23 protein-coding genes, 1 tRNA gene and 1 pseudogene are annotated in these 24,472 nt (G+C 63.6%); 16 read left to right on the top strand and 9 right to left on the bottom strand.

Annotation, left to right across the window (positions count from 1 at the left end; all coding sequences use genetic code 11):
- The first annotated feature begins 84 nt into the window (after window positions 1-84).
- The 9 genes and pseudogenes from LB571_RS26405 to LB571_RS26365 all read left to right on the top strand — a co-directional run bounded on the left by LB571_RS26405 (window position 85) and on the right by LB571_RS26365 (window position 9,169).
- A complete protein-coding gene (locus LB571_RS26405) occupies window positions 85-867 on the top strand; it encodes a DeoR/GlpR family DNA-binding transcription regulator (protein WP_015315477.1) in 783 nt (260 codons plus the stop codon).
- A complete protein-coding gene (locus LB571_RS26400; RefSeq protein WP_224599224.1) occupies window positions 864-2,243 on the top strand; it encodes an FGGY-family carbohydrate kinase in 1,380 nt (459 codons plus the stop codon). Before LB571_RS26405 ends, LB571_RS26400 begins: the two co-directional genes overlap by 4 nt.
- The gene (locus LB571_RS26395) at window positions 2,240-3,784 is read left to right on the top strand and encodes a sugar ABC transporter ATP-binding protein (protein WP_224599222.1); all 1,545 of its coding nucleotides are present in this window, start codon (window positions 2,240-2,242) and stop codon (window positions 3,782-3,784) included. Before LB571_RS26400 ends, LB571_RS26395 begins: the two co-directional genes overlap by 4 nt.
- A complete protein-coding gene (locus tag LB571_RS26390) occupies window positions 3,781-4,779 on the top strand; it encodes an ABC transporter permease subunit (RefSeq protein ID WP_140720180.1) in 999 nt (332 codons plus the stop codon). Before LB571_RS26395 ends, LB571_RS26390 begins: the two co-directional genes overlap by 4 nt.
- A gap of 80 nt (window positions 4,780-4,859) precedes the next feature.
- Window positions 4,860-5,798 (top strand): ABC transporter substrate-binding protein, encoded by a 939-nt coding sequence (locus LB571_RS26385; protein WP_140720182.1) that lies wholly within the window; start codon window positions 4,860-4,862, stop codon window positions 5,796-5,798.
- A gap of 133 nt (window positions 5,799-5,931) precedes the next feature.
- The gene (locus tag LB571_RS26380; RefSeq protein ID WP_224599220.1) at window positions 5,932-6,825 is read left to right on the top strand and encodes a sugar phosphate isomerase/epimerase family protein; all 894 of its coding nucleotides are present in this window, start codon (window positions 5,932-5,934) and stop codon (window positions 6,823-6,825) included.
- Between the two features lie 126 nt (window positions 6,826-6,951).
- Entirely contained in the window at window positions 6,952-7,305 is a 354-nt protein-coding gene (locus LB571_RS26375) for a cupin domain-containing protein (protein WP_015315483.1), read from the top strand.
- A gap of 267 nt (window positions 7,306-7,572) precedes the next feature.
- Window positions 7,573-8,042 (top strand): annotated as a pseudogene (locus LB571_RS26370) (DUF2231 domain-containing protein).
- A 242-nt stretch (window positions 8,043-8,284) separates the two neighbouring features.
- The gene (locus LB571_RS26365) at window positions 8,285-9,169 is read left to right on the top strand and encodes an MBL fold metallo-hydrolase (protein WP_140712813.1); all 885 of its coding nucleotides are present in this window, start codon (window positions 8,285-8,287) and stop codon (window positions 9,167-9,169) included.
- Window positions 9,170-9,228: 59 nt separating this feature from the next.
- Here LB571_RS26365 and LB571_RS26360 read toward each other — a convergent pair whose 3' ends face one another.
- Window positions 9,229-10,098 (bottom strand): SDR family oxidoreductase, encoded by an 870-nt coding sequence (locus tag LB571_RS26360; protein WP_224599241.1) that lies wholly within the window; start codon window positions 10,096-10,098, stop codon window positions 9,229-9,231.
- Between the two features lie 103 nt (window positions 10,099-10,201).
- Here LB571_RS26360 and LB571_RS26355 point away from each other — a divergent pair, with 103 nt between their 5' ends.
- The gene (locus LB571_RS26355) at window positions 10,202-11,092 is read left to right on the top strand and encodes a LysR family transcriptional regulator (RefSeq protein WP_224599218.1); all 891 of its coding nucleotides are present in this window, start codon (window positions 10,202-10,204) and stop codon (window positions 11,090-11,092) included.
- A gap of 64 nt (window positions 11,093-11,156) precedes the next feature.
- On the opposite strand, the gene LB571_RS26350 is transcribed toward LB571_RS26355, so the two are convergent.
- Window positions 11,157-11,233: transfer RNA gene (locus tag LB571_RS26350), tRNA-Arg, on the bottom strand.
- An 86-nt stretch (window positions 11,234-11,319) separates the two neighbouring features.
- A complete protein-coding gene (locus tag LB571_RS26345; RefSeq protein ID WP_015315488.1) occupies window positions 11,320-12,483 on the bottom strand; it encodes a M20 aminoacylase family protein in 1,164 nt (387 codons plus the stop codon).
- Window positions 12,484-12,720: 237 nt separating this feature from the next.
- On the opposite strand from LB571_RS26345, the gene LB571_RS26340 reads away from it, so the two are divergent.
- A complete protein-coding gene (locus LB571_RS26340) occupies window positions 12,721-13,887 on the top strand; it encodes a D-alanyl-D-alanine carboxypeptidase family protein (RefSeq protein ID WP_224599216.1) in 1,167 nt (388 codons plus the stop codon).
- 67 nt (window positions 13,888-13,954) lie between these two features.
- Entirely contained in the window at window positions 13,955-15,055 is a 1,101-nt protein-coding gene (locus LB571_RS26335) for a CobW family GTP-binding protein (protein ID WP_224599215.1), read from the top strand.
- Between the two features lie 4 nt (window positions 15,056-15,059).
- On the opposite strand, the gene LB571_RS26330 is transcribed toward LB571_RS26335, so the two are convergent.
- From LB571_RS26330 to LB571_RS26310, 5 genes are all read right to left on the bottom strand, one after another.
- Window positions 15,060-15,302 carry a sulfurtransferase TusA family protein gene (locus LB571_RS26330; RefSeq protein ID WP_015315491.1) on the bottom strand — a complete coding sequence of 81 codons (243 nt, stop codon included), beginning with the start codon at window positions 15,300-15,302 and terminating at the stop codon, window positions 15,060-15,062.
- Window positions 15,303-15,312: 10 nt separating this feature from the next.
- A complete protein-coding gene (locus tag LB571_RS26325) occupies window positions 15,313-16,644 on the bottom strand; it encodes a murein L,D-transpeptidase family protein (protein WP_140874938.1) in 1,332 nt (443 codons plus the stop codon).
- A 243-nt stretch (window positions 16,645-16,887) separates the two neighbouring features.
- Window positions 16,888-17,838 carry an acetyl-CoA carboxylase carboxyltransferase subunit alpha gene (locus tag LB571_RS26320; RefSeq protein ID WP_140616795.1) on the bottom strand — a complete coding sequence of 317 codons (951 nt, stop codon included), beginning with the start codon at window positions 17,836-17,838 and terminating at the stop codon, window positions 16,888-16,890.
- Between the two features lie 98 nt (window positions 17,839-17,936).
- Window positions 17,937-18,854, bottom strand: coding sequence for a site-specific tyrosine recombinase XerD (locus tag LB571_RS26315; protein ID WP_015315494.1), 918 nt, complete (start codon window positions 18,852-18,854; stop codon window positions 17,937-17,939).
- 36 nt (window positions 18,855-18,890) lie between these two features.
- A complete protein-coding gene (locus tag LB571_RS26310) occupies window positions 18,891-19,043 on the bottom strand; it encodes a hypothetical protein (protein WP_015315495.1) in 153 nt (50 codons plus the stop codon).
- Window positions 19,044-19,254: 211 nt separating this feature from the next.
- On the opposite strand from LB571_RS26310, the gene LB571_RS26305 reads away from it, so the two are divergent.
- The 4 genes from LB571_RS26305 (at window position 19,255) to LB571_RS28890 (ending at window position 22,955) form a co-directional block, all read left to right on the top strand.
- A complete protein-coding gene (locus tag LB571_RS26305) occupies window positions 19,255-19,866 on the top strand; it encodes a shikimate kinase (RefSeq protein WP_140823989.1) in 612 nt (203 codons plus the stop codon).
- Window positions 19,863-20,999, top strand: coding sequence for a 3-dehydroquinate synthase (aroB, locus tag LB571_RS26300; protein ID WP_224599213.1), 1,137 nt, complete (start codon window positions 19,863-19,865; stop codon window positions 20,997-20,999). The genes LB571_RS26305 and aroB overlap by 4 nt, the downstream gene beginning before the upstream one ends.
- 1 nt (window position 21,000) lies before the next feature.
- The gene (locus LB571_RS26295; protein WP_224599211.1) at window positions 21,001-21,891 is read left to right on the top strand and encodes an HlyC/CorC family transporter; all 891 of its coding nucleotides are present in this window, start codon (window positions 21,001-21,003) and stop codon (window positions 21,889-21,891) included.
- A 146-nt stretch (window positions 21,892-22,037) separates the two neighbouring features.
- Complete coding sequence (locus LB571_RS28890) at window positions 22,038-22,955, top strand: alpha/beta hydrolase (RefSeq protein ID WP_411969743.1); 918 nt, start codon at window positions 22,038-22,040, stop codon at window positions 22,953-22,955.
- On the opposite strand, the gene LB571_RS26280 is transcribed toward LB571_RS28890, so the two are convergent.
- Window positions 22,927-24,471 carry a SpoVR family protein gene (locus LB571_RS26280; protein WP_224599209.1) on the bottom strand — a complete coding sequence of 515 codons (1,545 nt, stop codon included), beginning with the start codon at window positions 24,469-24,471 and terminating at the stop codon, window positions 22,927-22,929. The genes LB571_RS28890 and LB571_RS26280 overlap by 29 nt on opposite strands.
- Window position 24,472 lies beyond the last annotated feature (1 nt).

Raw genomic sequence — 24,472 nt, 5'->3', positions numbered from 1 at the left:
ACTATCGTCAAAAGCGGCTTGCAATCCAACTAATGTTGAGTAAGTTGCACCAATTGCCATAGAAATGGCGTCAGGGAGGAAAGGTTGAGCGACCTCGGCCGCCAGCGTCAGATCGTCGAATTGCTGCGGGATCGCCCGTTTGCCTCCGTGCGCGAGTTGCAGGAGCGGCTCGGCGTTTCGGCGGCGACGGTCAGGCGCGATATCGACCGGATCGACGAGGCCGGTGAGGCCCGCAAGGTCTATGGCGGCATTTCGGCGCTCGATGGCGCCTCGCATGCGGGCGTCGCCTATGCCCGGCCCTATGACGAGAACCGCGACCTTGCCGTCGAAGCCAAACGGCAGATCGCGGCGGTCGCCGCGACCATGGTGCGCGATGGCGACGCGGTCATCGTCCATGGCGGCTCGACCTGCTTCCATCTCGGCGTCAAGCTCGCCGACCGCAACATCCGGCTCTACACCAATTCGATGCCGCTCGCGGCCTATCTCAGCGACCATGGCCATTGCAGCCTGACGGTTGCCGGCGGCGACCTGCACCGTGAACCCGGCATCATCCATTCGCCGACCCAGGCGACGTCCTTCTATGCCTCGAAATTCTTTCTCGGTACACAGGGGCTCAACCAGGAAGGGCTGCTGGAATCGCATCCGCTGCTGGTGCGGTCCATCGTCGAGCTCAGCCTGTGCGCCGACCAGATCGTGGTGCTGGCCGACAGCCGCAAGCTGTCGATCCACGCGCGCAACGTCGCGCTGCCGCTGTCGCGCATCGGCACGCTGGTGACCGATGACGGGCTCTCCGATGCCGATGCGCGCATGCTGGAGGACGCCGGCGTCATGGTGCGGATCGCTTCAACCTCGGGAGCCCTCGCGTGAACGTGGCGGTGCTCGACTTCGGCAAGACCAATTCGAAGCTGTTCGTCTTCGGCAAGGACGGACGCATTCTCGATGAGCGCCGGACGCAACCGAAATGGGCGCGCCGAGGCGGCTTCAGCGTGCTCGACGAGGCCGCCCTCCATAACTGGGCGTTCGGTGCCGTCGCCGACGCGGTCGAAAACCATGGTGTCGAAGGGGTGATGGTGTCGGGCCATGGCTGTACCTTCGCTCTTGTCGACGACAAGGCGCTGACCCATCCGATCCTCGACTACGAACAGGAGCCACCGGCCGAAATTGCCGCGCGGATCGACCGCCGCATCCCGGATTTCGGCGAGACGTTCTCTCCCCGCCTGCCGCTCGGCTTCAACTATGGCCGTCACATGCTATGGCTGCAGGAAGTCGATCCCGACGCGTTCGCGGCGGCGAAATGGATCCTCGGCTATCCCCAATACTGGAGCTGGCGCCTTGGCGGCCGGCCGGTCTGCGAGGTCTCCTATCTCGGCTGCCATTCGCATTTGTGGGCCCCGCGCAAACGTGATTTCTCCTCGCTGGTCGACGCCGAGGGCTGGCGTGGCCAGATGCCGGCTTTCGAACGTGCCGGCGCCGTCATCGGCGAGCAGCGCTTCGGTGGTGCCGGGCGCCCGGTCACCATCCACAACGGCGTTCACGACTCCAATGCGGCGCTGCATGCCTATCGCCGCCAGGAGCTCGGCCCGCTGACTGTCGTGTCGACCGGCACCTGGGTCGTCGTGCTCAACCCCGACTGTCCGCTCGAAGCGCTCGACCGTGAGCGCGACATGCTGGTCAATGTCGATGTCGACGGCGGCCCAGTGCCGACCATTCGCTTCATGGGCGGGCGTGAATTCGCCGCCATCAGCGACGGCTGGCAAGGCCCGATCCCGCATCGCTCGATCCAACAGGCGATCGATGCCGGCCTCATGGCGCTGCCGAGCTTCGCGGCGGGCGGGCCGATGCCGGATCGCCCCGGCCGGTTGGCCGGGCGCACGCCCGATGCCGGTGAACGCGCTGCCGTGGCGCTGCTCTATGTGGCGCTGATGATCGATCTCTGCCTCGACCTCATCCATTCCAACAATACCGTCATCGTCGATGGCGGGCTGAACACTGGCGGCTTGCTCGCCGGGCTGCTGGCGCAGCTGCGTCCCGGCCAGGGTTTCCTGCAAGGTGCTTCGCTCGAAGGCAGCGCCACGGGTGCCGCCGCGCTCGCCTTCGAGAGCGTGGGGCGCGACTTCGCCGCCGAGCCGCCGGAGCCGGTGCAGGCGACACGATTCGGCGGGCTTGCCGGCTATCGCGATGCCTGGCGCGATCTCATTGCCGGGCATGGTGCCGCCGCCAAGGCGGCGGGTGGTGCACGATGAGCGCGGCGGTGCGGACGCAGGCTACGCGCCAGCCGGTGCTGGAGATGCGCCACATCTCGAAGACCTTCGGCGCGATCCGTGCCCTGCAGGACGTCTCGCTCAGCGTCCACGCCGGCGAGCTGCATGCGCTGATGGGCGAGAACGGCGCCGGCAAGTCGACGCTGATGAAGGTGCTGTCCGGCGCCTATCGGCCGGATCCCGGCGGCGAGATCCTGATCGATGGCGCGCCCGCCGCGACGGGCGATCCGATCAAGGCGCGTGCTGCCGGCATCGCGGTGATCTATCAGGAACTGTCGTTGGCGCCCAATCTGACCGTGGCGCAGAACATCTTCCTCGGCAACGAGCCGCGCCGTTTCGGCATCGTCGACCGCGACCAGTGCAACCGGCGCGCCGCAGAGATCGTCGATCGGCTCGGTGTCTCCTTCTCGGCGCGGGCACTGGTCTCAGGCCTGTCGCTCGGCGAGCGCCAGCTGGTCGAGATCGCACGGGCGCTGTCGACCAATGCGCGCATCATCGTCATGGACGAGCCGACCACATCGCTCACCTCGCGCGAGACCGACCGCCTGTTCGAGGTGATCGCGACGCTGAAGGCGCAAGGCATCGCCATCATCTACATCAGCCACCGCATGGAGGAAGTCTACCAACTTGCCGACCGCGTCAGCGTGCTGCGCGACAGCGGCTATGTCGGTACGCTCGAGCGCGCCGACCTCAACGCCTCGCGCCTGGTGTCGATGATGGTCGGCCGCGATCTCTCCGCCTTCTACAAGAAGGATCATCGCCCTCCAGACGGAAAACGCGCCATCGCGCTCTCGGTGCGCGGCATGTCCGACGCGCACCTGCTGAAGAACTGTTCGTTCGATCTCCATCACGGCGAGGTGCTGGCATTGGCCGGCCTCGTCGGCTCGGGCCGCACGGAGCTTGCCCGGCTGATCTTCGGCGCCGACAAACGCAGCGCCGGCACGATGGAGCTCGACGGCAAGCCCATAACCATCGGCTCGCCGCGCGAGGCGCTCGATGCCGGCATCGCCTACCTCACCGAGGACCGCAAGGAACTCGGCCTGTTCCTCGATATGTCCATTTCGGACAACATCAGCATGGGCGTACTTGTCAGGGACGCGCGAGCCGGCGGCCTTCGCGATTTCACGGCCGCCGACAGGCGTGCGGCAAAGGCCATCGCCGACCTGTCGATCCGCACCAACTCGGCGCAGGCCAATGCCGGCTCGCTGTCGGGCGGCAACCAGCAGAAAGTGCTGCTCGCGCGCCTTCTGGAGACCGAGCCGAAGGTCGTCATCCTCGACGAGCCGACCCGCGGCGTCGATGTCGGGGCCAAATCGGAAATCTATCGGCTGATCGACAATCTCGCCAACCGGGGCATCGCCATCCTGATGATATCAAGCGAATTGCCCGAGGTGATCGGCGTCGCCGACCGCGTGCTGGTGATGCGCGACGGCGCCATATCAGGCGAGGTGACGGCATCCGAAGGCGAGCCGCTTCGTCAGGAAGCGATCATGGAACTTGCGACGGGAGCGTCTCAGCGATGACAGACAGGACGACCGCGACGAAGAGTGTGGATCAGGCGGCGGTCAGGAGCCGGCGGCTGCGCACCACATTTGCCGCCCTTGGCATGCTGCCCGTGCTGGTGCTGCTGGCGGCCGGCTTCCAGTTTATCAACCCGCGCTTCCTCACCGGCACCAACCTGCTCATCGTCACGCAGCAATCGTCGATCAACATCGTGCTTGCCGCCGGCATGACATTCGTCATCCTGACCGGCGGCATCGACCTGTCGGTCGGCTCTATCCTCGCAGCGGCCGCGATGGTGGCGGTGCTGGTGTCGCTGGTGCCGGACTGGGGCCTGCTCGGCGTGCCGGCGGCCATTCTGGCGGGGCTCGGCTTCGGGCTCATCAACGGGCTGCTCATCGCTTATATCAGGCTGCCGCCGTTCATCGTCACGCTGGGTTCGCTGACAGCCGTGCGCGGCATTGCCCGCCTGCTCGGGCAGGACACGACGGTGTTCAACTCCGACCTGCCGTTCGACTTCATCGGCAACGGCTCGGTACTCGGCATTCCCTGGCTCGTCGTCATCGCCCTGTCGGTGGTGGTGCTGTCCTGGCTGGTGCTGAAGCGCACGGTGCTCGGCACCTGGATTTATGCCGTCGGCGGCAATGCCGAGGCAGCTCGACTGACCGGCATCAAGGTGCCGCTGGTGCTGCTCTTCGTCTATGGCGTTTCCGGCCTGCTTGCCGGCCTTGGCGGCGCCATGTCGGCGGCAAGGCTCTACGCCGCCAACGGCCTGCAGCTCGGGCAAAGCTACGAACTCGACGCCATCGCCGCCGTCATTCTCGGCGGCACCAGTTTCGTCGGCGGCGTCGGCTCGATCTGGGGCACGCTGATCGGCGGCCTGATCATCGCGGTGCTCTCCAACGGCCTCATCTTGGCCGGTGTCTCTGACATCTGGCAGTACATCATCAAGGGATTGGTCATCATCGTGGCGGTCGCCCTCGACCGCTACCGGCTCCAGGCAGGAGCAAGAACGTGAGTGACCTAGTCGCCGGCATCAACGACCGGCTTGTGTAACGCACCGTGAGAGGCGCGGGGCATCAGGAGGAAGTAAGCGTAATGAAGACCATCGCCAAACTGCTCTGCGGCGCCGCCCTTGCGGCCGTCGTCATCGCGCCGGCATCGGCCAAGGACCTCAACAAGGTCGGCATCTCGGTCGGCCTGCTCGGCAACCCCTTCTTCGTCGCCACCATCAAGGGCATCGAGGACGCGGCCAGGAAGATCAATCCGAAGGTCGAGGTGACGTCGGTATCGGCCGACTACGACCTCAACAAGCAGGTCTCGCAGGTCGATTCCTTCATCGCCGCCGGCGTCGACGTGATCATGCTGAACGCGGTCGACGCCAAGGCGATCGCTCCGGCGGTGAAGAAGGCGCAGGCCGCCGGCATCATCGTCGCGGCCTTCGACGTTTCGGCGCCCGGTGCCGACGTCACGGTGATGACCAACAACGTCAAGGCCGGCGAGGAAGCCTGCCAATACCTGGTCGACCACACCGGCGGCAAGGGCGACTACGTCATCCTCAACGGGCCGGCATCGTCGTCGATCCTGGAACGGGTGAAAGGCTGCAAGAACGTGCTTGCCCAGCATCCCGACATCAAGATCCTGTCTGACGACCAGAACGCCGAAGGCTCCCGCGACGGGGGCTTGAAAGTGTTCCAGTCGCTGCTCACCCGTTTCGACAAGATCGACGCGGTGTTCGCAATCAACGATCCGACGGCGATCGGCGCGGAGCTCGCCGCCAAGCAGCTCAACCGTTCGGAGTTCATCTTCACCGCGGTCGACGGGGCGCCGGATATCGAGAAGGAACTTTCTTCCGGCAAATCGATGATCAAGGCCTCGGCCTCGCAGGATCCCTATGTGATGGCCGGCCAGTCGCTCACCATGGCGGCCGACCTGCTCGCCGGCAAGAAGCCGGCCGAGGCCACCGTACTGCTCGACCCGAAGCTGATCACGGCCGAGAACCTGAAGGACTACAAGGGCTGGACCGCGGCCCGCTAAGCCTCCCAAGGCCGGTGCGGCCGGCGCGATCCGGCCGCACCATTCTCCTCGCCGCTTAACTCTTTGTTTTACGCAATTCCGGACGGAAAACCGCCACACGCTTTTCGTGGAATTGCTTTAACCGGAGACGATCATGTCGCGCATCGGAATCCATTCCTTCGTCTGGTCGGCAAGCTCGGCGCAGAACGAGCTCGAACGCACGCTGGCCAATACCAGGGAGGCCGGTTTCGACCTGATCGAATTCTCCTATCTCGACCCCGCCAATGTCGATATTAGCGGGCTTGCCAAACGCATCGCCGACCTCGGCCTCGGCGTGGCGATCAGCATCGGCCTGCCGGCCGATGGCGATATTTCGAGCGCCGACAAGGCGGTCGCCGCGCGCGGCGTCGGGATCCTCAACGACACCGTCGCGCTGACGCGCGACCTTGGCGGCAGCAAGGTCGCCGGCATTCTTTCGACCAGCCATGGCTTGCAGATCGAGGCACCGACACGCGATCAATGGAACCGCAGCGCGGCAACGCTGGCAAAGATCGCCGAGACGGCGAAGGCAGCCGGCGTCACGCTCAACCTCGAAATCGTCAACCGCTTCGAAAGCAACCTGCTCAACACCGCCGCGCAAGGGTTGGCCTTCATCGAGGACACCGGGTCGGACAACATCTTCCTGCATCTCGACACGTTCCACATGAACATCGAGGAAGCCGATGTCGGGCTCGCCATCCGCCACGCCGCGGCCAAGATCGGCTATGTCCATATCGGCGAAAGCCATCGCGGCTTCCTCGGCACCGGCAACATCGATTTCGCGGGGATTTTCGATGCGCTGACCGCAATCGGCTATGCCGACGATCTCAGCTTCGAATCCTTCTCCTCGGAGATTGTCGACGAGAACCTGTCGAAGAAGACGGCGATCTGGCGCAATCTGTGGACTGACAACATGGCGCTCGCCAAGCACGCGCGCGCCTTCATCGGCCTTGGGCTGGAAACCGCGCAACGCAAGGCAGAGCTGGTCTCGGCACGGCACAAGCCATAACCACTCCAGCTCCGCGCCGGTCAGCCCGAATGCGCGGCCGTGCCTGTTTCGCATGGCACGGCATTGCTCCCGTCATGTGCATCGGCTATCCGACCCGCAGCACACATGAAGCAAACGGAGCCCGGCATGACGAACAAGACCATCCTGAAATTCGGCGCGGTCGAGCACGCGGAAGCTGGCGATCTGCCTGGCTGGATCGCGGTCGAGGGCCAACCGACCATGCAGACCGCCGTCCAGCACACGACTTCGGATGGCAAGGTGATATCGGGAACCTGGCGTGCGTCGCCAGGCACCTATCATGCGACCTACACCGATTATGAGTTCGTGCACATGATCGCCGGCCGCATCATCATCACGCCCGACGGCGGCACCCCAGTCGAGGTCGGCCCCGGCGACGCCTTCGTGGTGGAAGCCGATTTCAAGGGCACCTGGAAGATCATCGAGCCGGTGACCAAGCATTTTGTCGTGCGGGTCGGCTGAGCCGGCCCGATCACAGCCGAAGCAAGCCCGCCATGATTCGCCATGGCGGGTAAGCACGGATTGCTTTGCGCCTATTGCGGCAAGCTATCCGCCCACGACTTCACTCAACCAGCTCCGCCACCTGACCGGTTTGTTCCCGCGCGCCTTTCCGCTTCGGAGCTCTGCCGCTTTGGGTTGTGGAACATTCAGCTGCAGCCGGCGTTTTACGTCACACTGTCTTTCAGAGATGCACCGCAGTCGCGCGCGACTGCCTTTGGAGGCATTACCATGGCCCGCAACCCGCAAAGCACGGCAAGCATTGCCGGCCACCCGATCCATCCCATGCTGATCCCTTTCCCGATCGCTTTCTTCGTCGCCACCTTCGTTTGCGACCTGATCTTCTGGCGAACAGGCAATCCGGGATGGGTGAGCGCCAGTCTCTGGCTGCTTGGGGCGGGCCTGATAATGGCCGCCTTGGCAGCTCTTGCCGGGCTGACCGATGTCCTTGGCGATGTTCAAATCCGCAATTTGCGTGACGCGTGGCTCCACGCCGGCGGCAATGTGCTCGTCGTCCTGATCGAACTCTACAACTGGTACTCTCGCTATGCCCATGGCGAGACGGCGGTGGTACCCACCGGCCTGGTCCTCTCGCTGATCGTGGTTCTCATTCTTCTGTTCACGGGCTGGAAGGGCTGGGAATGGTCTACCGTCATCGCGTGGGCGTCGCCGATGGTCCAGGCGAAGTGAGCCGACACTGAAGCGCGGCCTATTCTTCGGTGCTCGGGATGCTTTTGAGGACGAATAGGGCCCTCTGGGCTATGCGCCATGCCCAGCCTGCCGAGCCGTCCCAGGAAGGGGCTATCCGCGACGGGTCGCCATTGCCGGACCGTGCTCGAGACCTATATCCCTAGCGAATTTGTGATCGGCCAACCCCGGAATTGTCCGCCGCACCAGCTGTCTTCCCGGTACGGTCGCGCCTCCGCGGCCAGAGGATACCCGCATGACAAGGTTCAATTCCACCAGGCTGTTGGCCACAACGACTTTGGTGCTGCTCCATCAGGGGCTGGCAATGGCGCAGATGCCGGCGCAGCAGCCGGATGCCAGGTCATTCAAGCTTGGCACACTCGACATCGTCGCCCTGCACGACGCCCAGTTCGTCAAGCCCAACGACGGCAAGACCTTCGGCCTCGATCACAGCCCCGCGGAAGTCGGCGAGCTGCTCAAGGCGGCGGGAGCGCCGACCGATACCATCACGCTGAGCGTCGACGCCCTACTGGTCAAATCGAAGACCAGTGTCGTGTTGATCGACACGGGTGTCGGCGGCGCGCTGCAGGACAGCTTGGCCAAGGCCGGCATCAAACCCGCTGACGTCAGCGAGATATTGATCACCCATTCTCATCCCGACCACATTGGAGGGCTGGTCAAGGACGACAAACTGGCTTTTCCCAACGCCACGATAAGGATGTCTGACGTGGAGTGGGATTTTGCCAAGTCCAACAAGGATGCGGCCGATCTCGTCAAGGTCATCGCCGACCATGTGAAACCGTTCAAGGCCGGCGCCCAGGTCGCGCCTGGCATCACCTCGGTGGCGCTCAAGGGACACACACCCGGTCATGTCGGCTATCAGATAAAGTCCGGAAAAGAACGGCTGTTCGATATTGGCGACACGGTGCACAGCTCAATCATCTCGCTCGCCAAGCCGGACTGGGCCGTGGCCTTCGACGGCGACAAGCCGGAAGGTGAGCAGAACAGGGCCAAGACCTTGGCCACGCTGGCCAAGGACCACGAGATGATCTTCGCACCGCACTTTCCGTTCCCCGGTATTGGGCAGATCGAGAAAGACGGCGACCACTTCAAATGGACGCCGAGCGACAAGCCCAAGTAGGATTGATTCCAGCCATAGAACTACCAGCTGCTTGAGGCTGAGTGCGAATGCGGTTGGCCTCAGACCGATGCTGCAAGCTCATTCGCGAAGTTGCGATAGGAGTGCAGCGGGCGGCCCAGGATCCCTGTCAAACGCTCGACGTCGCCGGCCCCAGGAAGCATGCCGTCGGCGACATAGCGCTCGGCCATCAGGCGCATTTCATAGGCCATCCACTTGGGCATGATGTTCGCCAGATTCTGCTCGAACCCGGTAGGATCATCGCCGCCATAGGCAATCGGGCGGCCCAGGACATCCGACCAGATCGCCGCTACATCCGAGCCAGTCAGCGTATCGGGGCCGACCAGATTGATGATTTCGATCGGCAGCTTGCCCGGGGCCTGGTCACGACGGACCAGCTCGACGGCTGCGACCTCGGCAATGTCGCGGGCGTCGACCATGGCGATGCCCTTGGCTCCGATCGGCATCGGATAGATCCCATGGTTGAAGATGACATCCTTGATCATGAGTTCATTGTCGATGAAGTAGGCCGGGCGCAGGATAGTGGCGCTGAAGCCCATCTGTTCGATCATCCGCTCCGCGCCGGACTTCACGGCGAAATGCGGCACGTTGACGAAACCATCGCTGTGGATCACCGACAGGTAGACAACCCGCTCGACGCCTGACTCGCGGGCAATGTTCAGGGTGATGAGCGCCTGGGTGAATTCGTCCCCCGACACCGCGTTGAGCAGGAACAGTGTGTTGACGCCAGCAAACGCTTTGCGCAGCGAGTCGATATCGAGCAGTTCGCCTTGCACGACCTCTACAACGGCCGGAAAGTCAGCCTTCGAGATGTCACGAACGAGGACGCGCACATCGGCGCCGCGCTTGACGAGCTGCTGGACGACTTGGCGGCCGACACGGCCAGTGGCGCCGGTAACGAGGATAGTCATGATTGTTTCTCCGAGTTGGGTTGCTTGACGACCCCAATATGGGTGGTTCACACATGGGCCAATAGGTGTGATATTTGAACGCAGCGTATCACTGGTGGAACACATGGATCTGCTTGCTCTCGCTGATTTCGTCATCGTGGCGCGCCACGGCGGCTTCGGGCGTGCCGCCCGCGCTGCCGCTCGCCCTAAGGCGACGCTGTCGCGTCGGGTCGCGGAGCTTGAGGCCAGCCTTGGTCTGCGCCTGTTGGAACGCGGCGCACGCATGCTCAAGCTGACGGAGGAAGGGCGCGCGCTATACGAACGTGCGGGCCGGCTGCTTACCGAACTCGACGAGACAGCCGCAGCGATCTCCTCGGGAGGTGAAAGGCCGCGAGGCAGGTTGCGGATCAGCGCGCCACTGGTTTTTTCGCAGACCGCGATGGGAAAGATCGCCGCCGGGTTCGCCCTGAAGTATCCGGAAGTGAGGCTCGATGTGTCGACGGAAGACCGCTCCGTCGACATGATCGAGGAGGGATTTGATCTGGTGATCAGGGTCAATCCCGATCCGGATGACAGCCTCGTCGGACGAGTCTTCCTGCGCGATCGGCTGGTGGTCGTGGCAAGCCCTGACCTCGCGCGGCCGCCCGGGCACCACCCCGCTCCCGCGGTCGTGCGCACGGCCGGCGATCGATCGATCTGGGCCGTGAAGACGCCCACTGGCCGGGCAACTATCGCGATCCAGCCAGTTCTGACCCTGTCATCGCTGATCATGGTCCGGGGTGCGGTGCGAGCGGGGGTCGGTGCGGGCCGCCTCCCCGTGTCGCTTGTCAGCCACGACATAGCCGACGGCTCGCTGATCCATTGGGGTGATGTCGAGGGAGGCGACATCACCTTGTGGGCGCTCTACCCGTCCAGGCGGCTGCTAAGCGCTCGGGTGTCCGCGTTCCTCGACTACCTCAAGCAGGCATTCCCGATGGGGACGCCCGATGAATTGGCCGCCTATGTCGGCAAGTGACGTGTAGAAAGCGGGTCGCCAACCGGGCAGCTTACTGCACGTAGCCATCGTAAAATTGAAAGCATGGTGATCCCGACAGGAATCGAACCTGTGACCTACAGATTAGGAATCTGCCGCTCTATCCTACTGAGCTACGGGACCACGCGGCCCGACACATAGCCGCTTCGGATCGTTTCGCCAAGAGGGCCGGCCGAACGCAATTCGGCCGGCGCTTTATAAGACCGGCCTCAGGCGGCTAGCGCCGTCTCCGCCAGTTTCACCCAATAGCTCATGCCGTGCGGGATGGCTTCGTCGTTGAAGTCGTAGGCCGGATTGTGGAGACCGGCGGTCTCGCCATTGCCGATGAAGATGAAGGCTCCAGGCCGGGCTTCCAGCATGTAGGAGAAATCCTCGCCGCCCATCACCGGCTGGATCTCGCGGTGCACCTGGGCATCGCCCGCCACGTCGGCGGCCACATCGCTGGCGAAGACCGTCTCATCCGCATGATTGAACGTCACCGGGTAGTTCGCGTCGTAGTCGACCTCGATCGTCGCGCCGTAGGCGGTGGCAAGTCCCGCGCAGATGGCGCGGATCCGCTCTTCCGACTTCCTGGCCACTTCCTTCTTCAGCGTGCGCACGGTGCCGGCGATCTCGGCCGATTCCGGGATGATGTTGTAGGCGTCGCCGGCGTGGAACTTGGTCACCGACACCACCACCGCCTCGACCGGATCGGTGCTGCGCGAGGCGATCGTCTGCAAGGCGCCGACCAACTGGCTGGTGATGACGATCGGATCAATCGTGCCGTGCGGCATCGCCGCATGGCCGCCCCGGCCTTTCACGGTGATGGTGAATTCGGCCGTCGCCGCCATGATCGGGCCCGGACGGATGGCGAACTGGCCGACCGGCAGGCCGGGCATGTTGTGCATGCCGAACACTTTAGCGATGTCGAAACGCTCCATCATGCCGTCCTTGACCATCTCGTTGCCGCCGCCGCCGCCTTCTTCCGCCGGCTGGAAAATCACCGCCACGGAGCCCGTGAAGTTGCGCGTCTCGGCGAGATATTTCGCCGCGCCGAGCAGCATCGCGGTGTGGCCGTCATGGCCGCAGGCATGCATCTTGCCCGGAACGGTCGAGGCGTAGGGCTTGCCGGTGATCTCCTTGAGCGGCAGTGCATCCATGTCGGCGCGCAACCCGATTGTGGGGCCTTCCCCCTGACGGCCGCGAATGATGCCGACGACGCCCGTCTTGCCGAGGCCGGTCACCACATCGTCGCAGCCGAACTCTTTCAGCTTTTCGGTGACGAAGGCCGCCGTCTTGAAGACATCGAAGTTCAGTTCTGGCGTCTGGTGCAAATGCCGTCGCCAGCCGGCGACTTCGTCCTGCATTTCGGCGGCGCGGTTGAGGATTGGCATGATGGTTCCATTTCGTTGTTGGTGCAGCCGGCTTCAGCCTGGTGGTTTGCAATTGGGCCCGGGGTGCCTTGCAATTGTGATTGTCAGGCGCTTTGCCATGTTGGCGTCACATAGGGTAAATAGCACCGCGATAATGCGGTCCGGTTTTTGAGGGTCGGATCCTTATGCTGGCGGTCACGTAATGAAATCTTACGGAGCCAGGGGCAATCAGGGCAAGAGGCGATTTCGGATTCGATCATGCGGTACAGGCATTTCCTCAAACTATTCCCGGCTGGCGCAATCATGCTGTCCGTCCTGGCTGGGCCAGCGCTGGCCAATCCGGTGGTGGTCTTCGACCTGAAGAGCGGCCAGATCCTGCAGCACCAGGATGCCTTCAAGCGCTGGTATCCGGCCTCGCTCAGCAAGCTGATGACCGCCTATGTGACCTTCCGGGCGATCGCGGCCGGAGAAGTCCAGCTCGATTCGCCGATCAAAGTGACCAAACATTCCGCCGGCGAACCGCCAAGCAAGATGGGTTTCAAGCCCGGCTCGGTGATGCGGCTCGACAATGCGCTGAAGATGATGCTGGTCAAGTCGGCCAACGACATCGCCATGGCGGTCGGCGAGAATGTCGGCGGCTCGCAGGCCGCCTTCGCTGAAAGGATGAATGCCGAGGCGGCCAGGCTCGGCATGAACGGCACCCATTTCGTCAACCCGAACGGCCTTTACTCGCCCGACCAGTACACGACGGCACGCGACCTTTCGATCCTGGTGATGGCGATCCGCCGCGAGTTCCCGCAATATGCGCCGTGGTTCTCGATCGAGGGGCTCGCGGTCGGCAATAGGGCCATTCCGAACTACAATCTCCTGATCGGCCGGTATCCCGGCGCCGACGGCATGAAGACCGGCTTTGTCTGCCCGTCGGGCTTCAACATGATCGGGTCGGCGACCCGCAACGGACGTACGCTGGTGGCGGTCGTGCTTGGCGAGAAGTCGGCGGTCAGCCGCGCCGAAGCCGCGGCCAAATTGCTCGATCAGGGCTTTGACGCACCTGCCGCCGGGTCCACCACCGTCACCACGCTCGCTCCCTACGGTGATCTGATCTCGCCCAACGACATCCATGACGAAGTCTGCAAGAAGAAGAGGAAGGCGGAGCAGTCCGAGGCGCCGCCGCCGGCCGCCGCCAAGGACCAGCCTAAATCGCCCTATCGGGAGAAGCTCGACCATGTGCCGACACTGGTTGCCGTCGGCCTTGGCGGCGCCACGGGTCCGGCGCCGAAGGCGATCCTCGACGAGGGCGCGCAGGAATATGCCGACGTGCCAATCCCGACCTGGCGGCCCGACAAGCCGGTACCCGCCGGCACGGGCCCGAAAGTCGTGGGTGCCGCCGCCCAAGGCGACCAGCCGGCCAAGGTCGCGAATTAGAGCACGATCCAAAAAGTGAAATCCGGCTTTCGCGAGAGATCATGCCCAAATTAGAAGGCAGAACCAGATGAGCGGTTTCCCGATCCCAGTCTCGGTGCTGACCGGCTTTCTCGGCGCCGGCAAGACGACATTGCTCAACCGGCTCCTGAAGGATCCGGCGCTCGTCGACACCGCGGTCATCATCAACGAGTTCGGTGAGGTGGCGATCGACCACCTGCTGGTCGAGCAGGCCTCCGACGGCATCATCCAGCTTTCCGACGGCTGCCTGTGCTGCACGGTGCGCGGCGAACTTGTCGACACGCTGGCCGACCTGGTCGACCGGCTGCAGACCGGCCGTATCGCCCGGCTTGGCCGCGTCATCGTCGAGACCACGGGATTGGCCGACCCGGCGCCGGTGCTGCAGTCGATCATGGCCCATCCGGCGCTGGTCCAGGCCTTTCGGCTCGACGGCGTCATCACCCTGGTGGATGCGGTCAATGGCAATGCTACGCTCGATGCGCATGTCGAGGCGGTCAAGCAGGTCGCCGTGGCCGACCGCATCGTGCTCTCCAAGGCCGATCTGGCCACCGATCACGGAGACCTCGCCATGCTAAGGGCGCGCTTGCGGCAGATCAATCCCGGGGCGCGACTGCTCGATGCCGGGGAGACGAAAACCGGGGTGGCCGCATTGTTCGACTGCGGTCTCTACAATCCTGCGACCAAGTCCGCCGACGTGCGGCGCTGGCTCGGCGAAGAAGCCGCGCATGATCACCACCACCATGACCATGACCATGAAGGGCATGACCATGCCCATCGCCACGATCAGCGCGTAAAAACCCATTCGCTGGTGCATGACGGGCCGGTGCCGTTTTCAGCCATCGAGATGTTCCTCGATCTCCTGCGTTCCACACATGGCGAGCACCTGCTGCGGATGAAGGGCGTCATCGAATTGCAGGAGGATCCGTCGCGGCCCTTGGTCGTGCATGGCGTCCAGAAGATCCTGCATCCGCCGGTGCGATTGCCGTCCTGGCCGGACAGCCAGCGCGGCACGCGGCTGGTGCTGATTACGCTCGACATGCCGGAAGACTATGTGCGCCGGCTGTTCGCCGCCTTCACCAACCGGCCGTCGGTCGACACGCCCGACCGCGCGGCGCTGGAAAACAATCCGCTGGCGATCGCCGGACGTTAGCCTCCTACGATTGGTATTCGCCGCGTTCGACCAGAAAGCGATGGCCACCGGACATCGCCGCCGTCTCGATCAATTGATGTCCACTGTCGGCGCAGAAGGCAGGAATATCGATAACAGCCAGAGGGTCGGTGGTTTCGAGCCAGAGCCTGCTGCCGGGCTGCATCCCGGCCAGGCGCTTTTTCGCCTTGAGGACTGGCAAAGGGCAGTTCAGCCCCTTGAGGTCGTAGATAGCTATCAGTTCGGCCAAGGTGAAAACCTCAGCCGCCGAACATGCCGAGCAGCTTGTTCTTCAGCTTCGTAACCCGGCTTTCATCGGCGCTCGCAGCCTGCGTCTCGGCTGCCGGCGCGGCCTCCGCCGGAGCCGCGATGGTCGCGGTGGCAACCGGAGCTTCCTTGGCGGCCTTGGCTGCTTCCTTCGCAGCCACGGCTTGCGCCTTGGCAGCTTCCTTTTCGGCCAACGCTTGCGCCTTGGCGGCCTCCTTCGCCGCTTTTGCCGCTTCTATGGCCGCCACCCGCTCTCGCTCGGCCTTCTCCTTGGCGGCCTTTTCGGCCTCGAGCGCGGCCATCTTGCGACCGGCGGGCGAATCGATGCGGCCCATGCGCGCCGTCTCGGTGACCGAACCGTCGGTGTTGAGCGACGGCGGATCGATCGGCACGCGCTCGCCACGCGCCCGGCGCTTGGACCAGTCGGAGACGATGCTGGCTTCCTTGATGCCGGCAATCGTCGGCTTGGGTGGCGGCACGCTGGCCTTGAGCGCGCTGTTGAAGGCCGCGTCATAGGTGCTTTGATAGGCGTTATAGGCGCTCTTAAGCGAATCCGGCTGCGTGGTCGCCGGGCAGGGGCCGGTCGGATTGAAGGTCTGCCCATCGGGAGCGACCTGGTTGAAGACGTAGCGCTTCTCGCAGACGTCGACTTTCGGTGGCACCTTGGTGACCTCGAAATTGTCGTAGCCGACCTTGAGCATCTTCCAGAATTCGTAATTCGGGTCGTTGCGGTAGCGCGCCATGTTGGCGGCCGTCATGCGGAACGGAAAAGCCTGGATCTGGAACTCGGTCTGGCCACCCTGGAAGGCGTCGCGGCCGAAGGCGTAGATCTGCTCGATCTGGGCGTCGGTCATCGAATAGCACCCCGACGACGAGCAGGCGCCGTGGACCATCAGGTTCTGGCCGGTGCGGCCATTGGCACGATCATAGGCGTTGGGAAAGCCGATGTTGAACGACAGATGGTAATTCGAGCGCGGATTCATCTGCGACGGGCGAACCGTGTAAAAACCTTCCGGCGCCTGGCGGTCGCCTTCGGTGTATTTCGGGCCAAGCTTGCCCGACCATTTGCAGATGTCGTAGCTCGCCACCATGTCGTAGCGACCGTTGGTCTTGGCCTTCCAGATCTCGAGCTTGCCTTCTTCCTTGAAGATGCGCGCCATTACCGAAGAGGTGCGGACCATGCCCTTGGCTCTCATATCGGCAAGGATCTTGTCGGGCAGCGGCTTGTTGGCTTCCGGGGCAAAGTCCTTCATCGACGAATCATTACAGCCCGCGACGGCAATCGAGGCGGCAAGAACTCCAGTACGAGCAAGCTTGGCAAACATGGATAAGGCTATGTCTTTTCTTTCGGGCCAATGGCTTCGAAACGGCCACACCCGGATGCTGAACACTGACGGACCGTAAGCCCGTTAACCTTGAAAATTCCTTACCGCAAGGCTCGGCCAATCTCCCGCGGTGATTTCATTGAACCGAATGGGGCGGCATTTTTGTGGCGAAACTGCTCATCGCCGCCACATTGGGCGTGGACAGGCAGCTTCCGTCAGCCCTGTTCCGCCGCCCAAGAGGCGTCAGAGGCTGCGGCCCATCGCCAGATATTTCTCGCGGCGCTGTTCGCGGAAATCGATGTTGGCGCCGGCGAATTCCTTCATCGTCTTGGCGATGAGATCGCCGGTCGCGGCAATCACCGTTTCGGGCGCGCGCTGGGCGCCGCCCATCGGCTCGGGGATGATGGCGTCGATGACCTTCAGTTCCAAAAGATCCTGCGCGGTGATCTTCATGTTGGTCGCCGCGTCCTTGGAGCGCGTCGTGTCGCGCCACAGGATGGAGGCGGCACCTTCTGGCGAAATCACCGAATAGATGGCGTGTTCGAGCATGTAGACGCGGTTGGCGGTGGCAATCGCGATGGCGCCGCCCGAACCGCCTTCGCCGATAACCACCGAGATCGACGGTACTTTCAGGCCAAGGCAGGCCGAGGTCGATCGCGCAATGGCTTCGGCCTGGCCGCGCTCCTCGGCGCCAACGCCGGGATAGGCGCCGGCCGTGTCGACCAGTGTCAAAAGCGGGATCTTGAAACGGTCGGCCAGTTCCATCAGCCGCACCGCCTTTCGATAGCCTTCGGGGCGCACCGAACCGAAATTGTGCTTCAGGCGGCTCGCCGTGTCCGAACCCTTTTCCTGGCCGAGAATCGCGATGGGCTCGCCGCGGAAACGGGCAAAGCCGCCGACGATCGCCTGGTCCTCGCCGAAATTGCGGTCGCCGGCGAGTGGCGTGAAGTCGCTGAACAGGCCCTTGATGTAGTCGATGCAGTGCGGCCGGTCGGAGTGGCGCGCCACCTGCACCTTCTGCCACGGCGTCAGCGCCTTGTAGAGTTCGCGCAGCGCGTCGCGCGAGCGCTTCTCGAGCCTGGTGATCTCATCGGCGACATCGACCGCCTCGCCGTTCTCGGCAAGCTTCTTGAGCTCGAGGATCTTGAGCTCAAGATCCTGCACCGGCTTTTCGAAATCGAGGTAATTGTACATGCTTGGACGGACCGATACGTCGGAAGGCAATGACCGCGGAACCGTTGAAACCAAGGCTCCGGGCGGTGAAATGTCGTCCTCACATAGCGATATGAGGCCTAGTCGGCAAGCGGATGATGATCGTTGACCAGCCGCACCAGCCGCTCTTCCAGCACATGGGTGTAAATCTGTGTCGTCGATATGTCGGCATGGCCAAGCAGTTGCTGAACGGCTCTCAGGTCGGCGCCGTTCTGCAGGAGATGGCTGGCGAAAGCATGGCGCAGCACGTGCGGCGAGATCTTGGCCGAGGCGATGCCGGCGCGCGCGGCCAATCCTTTCAGGTCACGGGCAAAGACCTGGCGCGAGAGATAGCCGCTGTCGGATGCCGCCGGAAACAGGAACGGGCTGTTGGCGAAAGCGGGCAGCTTGGCCCGGGCGTCAAGCCAGCTCCGCATCGCCGCACGCGCCTTGGCCGACAGCGGCACCATGCGTTCCTTGTCGCCCTTGCCGCGTACCATGAAGAAACGGTCATCGCGCTGCGCCACCGTCACCGGCAGGCCGACCAGCTCGGAAACGCGCAGTCCGGTGGCGTAGAGCACTTCGACCAGCGCATGCAGGCGCAAGGCCGCCAGCCTGTCGGCGTGACCGAGCCCGGCATCGCCGGCTTCCTGCGCGGCGCGATCGATCAGCCGGCCGGTTTCGGCCTCGCTCATCGTCTTGGGCAGCGGACGGCCTTTTTTCGGGCTGTCCAGCGTGCCGGTGGGGTCATCCGCGCGCAGGCCCTCGGCGTAGAGGAACTTGAAGAACTGGCGGATCGCCGACAGTTTGCGCGCCTGCGAGGTCGGCGCGAAGCCGCGCGCGGCGATATCGTCAAGATAGGCCCTGATGTCGGCGGCGCCGGCGCGGGCAAGTCCGCCATCGATCCCGCCGGAAGCATCCTCGAGATCGCGGCGATAGGAGGAAAGCGTGTTCTCCGCCGCTCCCCGCTCGGCGCTCATCATTTCCAGGAAGGCCTCGATGCGAGCGGCGCTGTTCATGTCCTTGAGGCGGTTCCGAGTCGGTCTTCTTGGGGTTCAGTTTTTCTTCGGATTGAGCTTTTCCGGCGGAATACGCACGCTCATCTCGGCTTTTTTCGGCTCGACGAACATCACCAGCGCGAACATCGTACCGTAGGCAATGCCGGCCAGAATCGCGAGGGTCACGACAAAGCGAAACAGTGTCGGCATTCAGTTCTCGCCCGTCTTCTTGTTCTGCGTTTCCAAACCCTGTGCCCTTATGGGACGCCTATCCGGCCAATTCAAGGAAGAAGCGGACCCCTGTTAGCAACTTCCGATGCAAGCGTCGCTCTGTCCATATCGGCCCATGGCACTCGGCACGCTTGACGCAAACCGGCTTTTCATGTCGATACGCCGGCAAAGAGGCCCAAAGAAACAGCCGATGAACGCGCTACAGGCAAATCCCCCAGGCGAGACCCATGCCGCGCTGCTTGGCCGGCTGGGCAGCCGGTCCATCGTCTTTGTCGGGCTGATGGGCGCCGGCAAGACGGCGATCGGCCGCAAGGTGGCGACAATGCTTTCGCTGCCCTTCATCGACAGCGACCAGGAGATCGAAAGCGTGTCGCGGATGACGGTTCCGGAGCTGTTCGAGCGCTATGGCGAAACCGAGTTCAGGGCCCTGGAACAGCGTGTCATCCTGCGCGTGCTGGAAAACGGCCCGCAGGTTCTGTCGACCGGCGGCGGTGCCTTCATGAACGCGCAGACGCGCGAGGCCATCGCCGCCCATGGCGTCTCGGTTTGGCTGAAGGCCGAGCTCGACCTTCTGATGGACCGCGTTTCCAAGAAGCAGAACCGGCCGCTCTTGAAAAGCGCCGATCCCCGCGCCGTGCTGGAGCGGCTGATGGCGGAACGCTATCCGGTCTATGCCACCTCTGACGTCACCGTGCCGACCCGCGACGATCGCAAGGAGGTCATCGCGGCCGAGGTGATCGAGGCGCTGTGCCGGCATTTCGGCATCGATGCGATAGCCGCGACGGGCGAGGTCGAATCATGAGCGCGGATCAGCCAGTCACAGTCGAAGTCGGTCTGGGCGACCGCGCCTACGACATAGTGATCGGCTCCGGCCTGCTGTCGCGCGCCGGCGCTGAGATTTCGCGCCGGTTGCCGGGCACGCGCGCCGCTGTGGTGACCGACGAGAACGTCGCCGCCGCGCATCTCGATACGCTGAGGGCCGGGCTCGAGAAGAGTGGCATCCAGCCCGCGATCATCACGATGCCGCCCGGCGAAAAGACCAAGAGCTTTGCCCATCTCGAGGCGGTGGTCGACGGCGTCCTGGCCGCCAGGCTGGAGCGCGGCGACATCGTCATCGCGCTTGGCGGCGGCGTCATCGGCGATCTCACCGGTTTTGCCGCCGGGATCGTGCGGCGTGGCATGAATTTCGTGCAGGTTCCGACATCGCTTCTGGCGCAGGTCGATTCCTCGGTCGGCGGCAAGACCGGCATCAACAGCCCGCGCGGCAAGAACCTCGTCGGCGTCTTCCTCCAGCCCAGGCTGGTGCTGGCCGATACCGAAGTGCTCGACACGCTGCCGATCCGCGAATTTCGCGCCGGCTATGCCGAGCTTGCGAAATACGGGCTGATCGACCGGCCGGATTTCTTCGCCTGGCTGGAAGCGAATTGGGAAAAGGTGTTCGCCGGCGGACCGGAGCGGGTCGAGGCCATTGCCGAAGCCTGCCGCGCCAAGGCCGGTGTCGTTGCCCGCGACGAGTTCGAAACCGGCGACCGCGCTCTGCTCAACCTCGGCCATACGTTCGGGCACGCGCTCGAAGCCGCCACGCAGTATGACGGGACGCGCCTCGTCCACGGCGAGGGGGTCGCCATCGGCATGGCGCTGGCGTACCGGTTCTCCTCTCGGCTCAATCTCGCCAGCCCCGACGACGCGGCCCGCGTCGAGGCGCATCTGCGTGCCGTCGGGCTGCCGTGGCGGATGGCCGACATTCCGGGCGACTTGCCCGATGCGGATGCGCTGCTTTCATTCATCACGCAGGACAAGAAAGTGTCGCGCGGCGCGCTGACCTTCATTCTGACGCGCGGCATCGGCGAGGCCTTCATCGCCAAGGATGTGCCGGCCTCGGAAGTGCTGGCGTTCCTCAGGGAAAACCATCCAGGCAACGGGAAAGCCGGCTGAGATGGACACTGGCTGGGTCGTCTTCGCCGTTCTTGCCATCCTCGTCATCCTGGTCGTTGCCGTGCGCACCCGCCTGCTTGCCATGTTCGGCTATGAACTGTCGCGCATCGAGCCGCAGCGGTCGAGCCAGGACGAGTTGCGCGGCGCGGTCGACGATTTTCGCCGCGACGGCCAGGTGGTGCGTGAGGATCGCGACCGCGTCGGCGGCCTGTTCGACCTCGAAGAGCTCGAAGTTTCCGACGTCATGGTCCACCGCACGAATATGCGCTCGGTCAATGCCGACAATGCGCCGGAAGCGGTGGTGCGCGAGATCCTGCAGAGCCCGCACACCCGCATGCCGCTTTGGAAAGGTTCACTCGACAACATCGTCGGCGTGCTGCACGCCAAGGATCTGCTGCGCGCGCTGAACGAAGTCGGCAATGATTTCTCGCGGATCGACGTGATGAAGATCGCGTCAAAACCGTGGTTCGTGCCCGACACCACGACCTTGCACGAACAGCTCAACGCCTTCCTGCGCCGCAAGGCGCATTTTGCCGTCGTCGTCGATGAATATGGCGAGGTCGAAGGGCTGGTGACGCTGGAGGACATTATCGAGGAGATCGTCGGCGAGATCGCAGACGAGCACGATGTCGACATCCAAGGCGTCAAGCAGGAGGCGGACGGCTCCGTCGTCGTCGAAGGCACGGTGCCGATCCGCGACCTCAACCGGGCGCTCGACTGGAACCTGCCGGACGAAGAGGCGACGACCATCGCCGGCCTCGTCATCCACGAGGCGCAATCGATCCCCGAGGAGAAGCAGGCTTTTACCTTTCACGGCAAGCGCTTCGTCGTCATGAAACGCGACAAGAACCGGATTGCCAGGGTCAGGATCCGGCCGGCCGGCGACAGTTAAAGCGTTTCAGTGTTTGATAGGATCGCCGAGCCGCTCTAACTCTTTGTGCTTACGAAATTCCGGACGGAAAACCGCTGCGCATTTCTCCTGGAATCGCTATCGAGCCGTCGCCTTGCCAATCCTCGCTGGAACTCCCGCCCGCCGGGATGCATTCTTCGCCGATGACGATCGATCGGCGAACCTTGCTCCTGGCCTCGGTGGCTGCCTTGTTGCCAACCGGCACGAGAGCGGCGCGAGATACGCCATCCCCCGAAACCGTCGACTACGGTCCGGCCAAGCTCGATATCTACGCGCCCGATGGCGCGAAAGACCTGCCGGTGGTCTTCTTCGTCCATGGCGGCGCCTGGCGGACCGGCAAACGCAGCCAGGTGAACGCCAAGCCGGCCTTCCTGCTTGCCAACGGCTTCTGCTTCGTCTCCATCGACTACCGCATGCTGCCGCAGGCTGATGTCGCCATCCAGGCGGGCGACGTGGAGAGGGCCTATGCCTATGTCAGGACCAACATCGCCCAACATGGCGGCGACCCCAACCGCATCGTCGGCATGGGGCATTCGGCCGGCTGCCATCTGATCGCCCTGACCGGCATGCGCGGCGGATTGCCCGGCGTCGCTGGCCTGCTTCTCGACGATACAAGGGCCTACGATCTCGCCGCCCTTGCCGGAAGTGGCGGCATGGTGCGAGCCTATTCGCGGGCCTTTTCCGATCCTTCGCAGTGGGCGGCACTGTCACCGGCGAGCTATGTCAACGGCCCGCAAGCATCCGCCGACCTTCATCGCCTATTCCCGCGCCGACGGTCGCGGCGAGCAGTCCACGGCCTTTGCCGAGCGCCTGCGCGCCAGCGGAACCGAGGTGACGCTGTTCGACGGCAGCGCCTATACCCACATGTCGATCAACCGCGATTTCGGCGAGGACGGCGACGCGCTGACCGCTGCCGCGCTGGCGTTCCTGAAATCGACGGTCGGTTGAGCGCACCGGCTGTCCGTGGCGTGTTCCACTCGTTGTGCCCGGCACCCGCCGATGCGGCCAGGCGAAAATTCAACAGTCATTGCTTGACCGTTCGCTGAGCGTCGCACCGGTTTCGGCGTCGACCGAAGCGAGGCTGACCTCATAGCCCCAGAGGCTTCGGACATGGCGCAGGGTCGCGTCGCGGCTGCCACTGTCGAGCAGTACGCCCTCCTTCACCTTATGCTGCAGCCGCAAATGCCGGTTACCGAGCAAATCGACATCCACCACCTGGATATCCGGCCGGCTCGCGCCGATGTCGTAGCTCTGGGCCAGCGCGGCACGTATCTTTTGGTAGCCGCGCTCATTGTGGATCGAGGCCACCTCGTAATGTGCGTCGTCGGCCTGATCGGCGAGGACAAACATTCGCCATTTCCGTATCAGGGCAGGGCTGAGGTGCTGGCGGATGAAGGATTCGTCGCGGTGGTTGGCCCAGGCGTCCAGGAGCACATCGCGCCAGTCACCGCGGCCCGCAATGTCGGGAAACCAGTCGCGGTCCTCCGCCGTCGGCGCGGTCGAAATGCGCTGTATGTCCTGCATCATGTCGAGGCCGAGCGCGTATGGGTTGATACCGGAGAACCGGGGGTCGTCGAAGGCCGGCTGGAAGATCACATTGGAATGGTTGCGCAGGACCTCGAGCATGGCGCCCTCGCTGATCTGGCCGCGGTCGAACAATGCGTTCATGAGGGTGTAGTGCACGAAGGTGGCGCAGCCTTCATTCATCACCTGCGTTTGCCGCTGCGGATAGAAATACTGCGCGACGATACGCACGATGCGGATGATCTCGCGCTGCCAGGGCTCGAGGACAAGGCTGTTCTTCTCGAGGAAATAGAGCAGATTTTCCTCGGGTAGGTTGAGCGATTTCTTCCGCTCCGCCAAGCCTTCGTCCTTCTTCTCGGTCTTGCTGCTGTCCTGCGAGGGAGGCAGCGTGCGCCACAAGTCGTTGTAGGAGCGTTCTTCATACTCCAGGCGCTCGCGCAGCCCTTCACGCTGCCGCTCCGACGACAGCTTTGGCGGCCTGTGGTATCGGAACACGCCTTGTTCCATCAGCGCGTGGGCGCAGTCGAGAATGCTTTCCACGGCCGACAGTCCGTGCCGCTCCTCGCATCGGGCAATGTAGCCCTTGGCGAACTCCAGATAGCTCAGAATTCCCCCGGCGTCGGTCCACTGCAGAAACAGATGATTGTTCTTGAAGAAATGATTGTGTCCGAGCGCCGCATGCGCCGTCACCAGGGCCTGCAAGGCCATGGTGTTTTCCTCCATCAGGTAGACGATGCAGGGATTGGAGTTGATGACCAGTTCGTAAGCCAGGCCCCGTCCACCCTTGCGGTAGAGAAAATCCTGGTACAGGAAATGCTTGCCGAACGACCAATGACGGTACATCAGCGGCATGCCGACCGATGAATAAGCGTCGAGCATCTGTTGCGAGGAAATGATTTCCATCTGCACCGGATAGGTGTCCAGCTTGAGTTCCTCGATGGCGATTGCCGCGATCGCGTCGTAGGCGTGCGACAATTTCTGGAAGTCCCAGTCGGATCCGGAAAAGAGCAAACCCGGTTTGCTGGCTGTCCTGGCCATG

This window comes from Mesorhizobium sp. BR1-1-4, assembly GCF_020165375.1.
In the GTDB taxonomy this organism is placed as follows: domain Bacteria; phylum Pseudomonadota; class Alphaproteobacteria; order Rhizobiales; family Rhizobiaceae; genus Mesorhizobium; species Mesorhizobium australicum.
This window is presented reverse-complemented; position numbering and strand designations above follow the sequence as displayed.

Bases quoted from the DNA above. Each gene is read 5' to 3' on its own strand.
- LB571_RS26340 (WP_224599216.1), top strand. From the start codon at position 12,721: ATGCGGTACAGGCATTTCCTCAAACTATTCCCGGCTGGCGCAATCATG.
- LB571_RS26365 (WP_140712813.1), top strand. From the start codon at position 8,285: ATGACAAGGTTCAATTCCACCAGGCTGTTGGCCACAACGACTTTGGTG.
- LB571_RS26385 (WP_140720182.1), top strand. From the start codon at position 4,860: ATGAAGACCATCGCCAAACTGCTCTGCGGCGCCGCCCTTGCGGCCGTC.
- LB571_RS26390 (WP_140720180.1), top strand. From the start codon at position 3,781: ATGACAGACAGGACGACCGCGACGAAGAGTGTGGATCAGGCGGCGGTC.
- LB571_RS26305 (WP_140823989.1), top strand. From the start codon at position 19,255: ATGAACGCGCTACAGGCAAATCCCCCAGGCGAGACCCATGCCGCGCTG.
- LB571_RS26360 (WP_224599241.1), bottom strand. From the start codon at position 10,098: ATGACTATCCTCGTTACCGGCGCCACTGGCCGTGTCGGCCGCCAAGTC.
- LB571_RS26295 (WP_224599211.1), top strand. From the start codon at position 21,001: ATGGACACTGGCTGGGTCGTCTTCGCCGTTCTTGCCATCCTCGTCATC.
- LB571_RS28890 (WP_411969743.1), top strand. From the start codon at position 22,038: ATGCATTCTTCGCCGATGACGATCGATCGGCGAACCTTGCTCCTGGCC.
- LB571_RS26345 (WP_015315488.1), bottom strand. From the start codon at position 12,483: ATGCCAATCCTCAACCGCGCCGCCGAAATGCAGGACGAAGTCGCCGGC.
- LB571_RS26315 (WP_015315494.1), bottom strand. From the start codon at position 18,854: ATGAACAGCGCCGCTCGCATCGAGGCCTTCCTGGAAATGATGAGCGCC.
- LB571_RS26395 (WP_224599222.1), top strand. From the start codon at position 2,240: ATGAGCGCGGCGGTGCGGACGCAGGCTACGCGCCAGCCGGTGCTGGAG.
- LB571_RS26335 (WP_224599215.1), top strand. From the start codon at position 13,955: ATGAGCGGTTTCCCGATCCCAGTCTCGGTGCTGACCGGCTTTCTCGGC.
- LB571_RS26320 (WP_140616795.1), bottom strand. From the start codon at position 17,838: ATGTACAATTACCTCGATTTCGAAAAGCCGGTGCAGGATCTTGAGCTC.
- LB571_RS26280 (WP_224599209.1), bottom strand. From the start codon at position 24,471: ATGGCCAGGACAGCCAGCAAACCGGGTTTGCTCTTTTCCGGATCCGAC.
- LB571_RS26325 (WP_140874938.1), bottom strand. From the start codon at position 16,644: ATGTTTGCCAAGCTTGCTCGTACTGGAGTTCTTGCCGCCTCGATTGCC.
- aroB (WP_224599213.1), top strand. From the start codon at position 19,863: ATGAGCGCGGATCAGCCAGTCACAGTCGAAGTCGGTCTGGGCGACCGC.
- LB571_RS26355 (WP_224599218.1), top strand. From the start codon at position 10,202: ATGGATCTGCTTGCTCTCGCTGATTTCGTCATCGTGGCGCGCCACGGC.
- LB571_RS26375 (WP_015315483.1), top strand. From the start codon at position 6,952: ATGACGAACAAGACCATCCTGAAATTCGGCGCGGTCGAGCACGCGGAA.
- LB571_RS26310 (WP_015315495.1), bottom strand. From the start codon at position 19,043: ATGCCGACACTGTTTCGCTTTGTCGTGACCCTCGCGATTCTGGCCGGC.
- LB571_RS26380 (WP_224599220.1), top strand. From the start codon at position 5,932: ATGTCGCGCATCGGAATCCATTCCTTCGTCTGGTCGGCAAGCTCGGCG.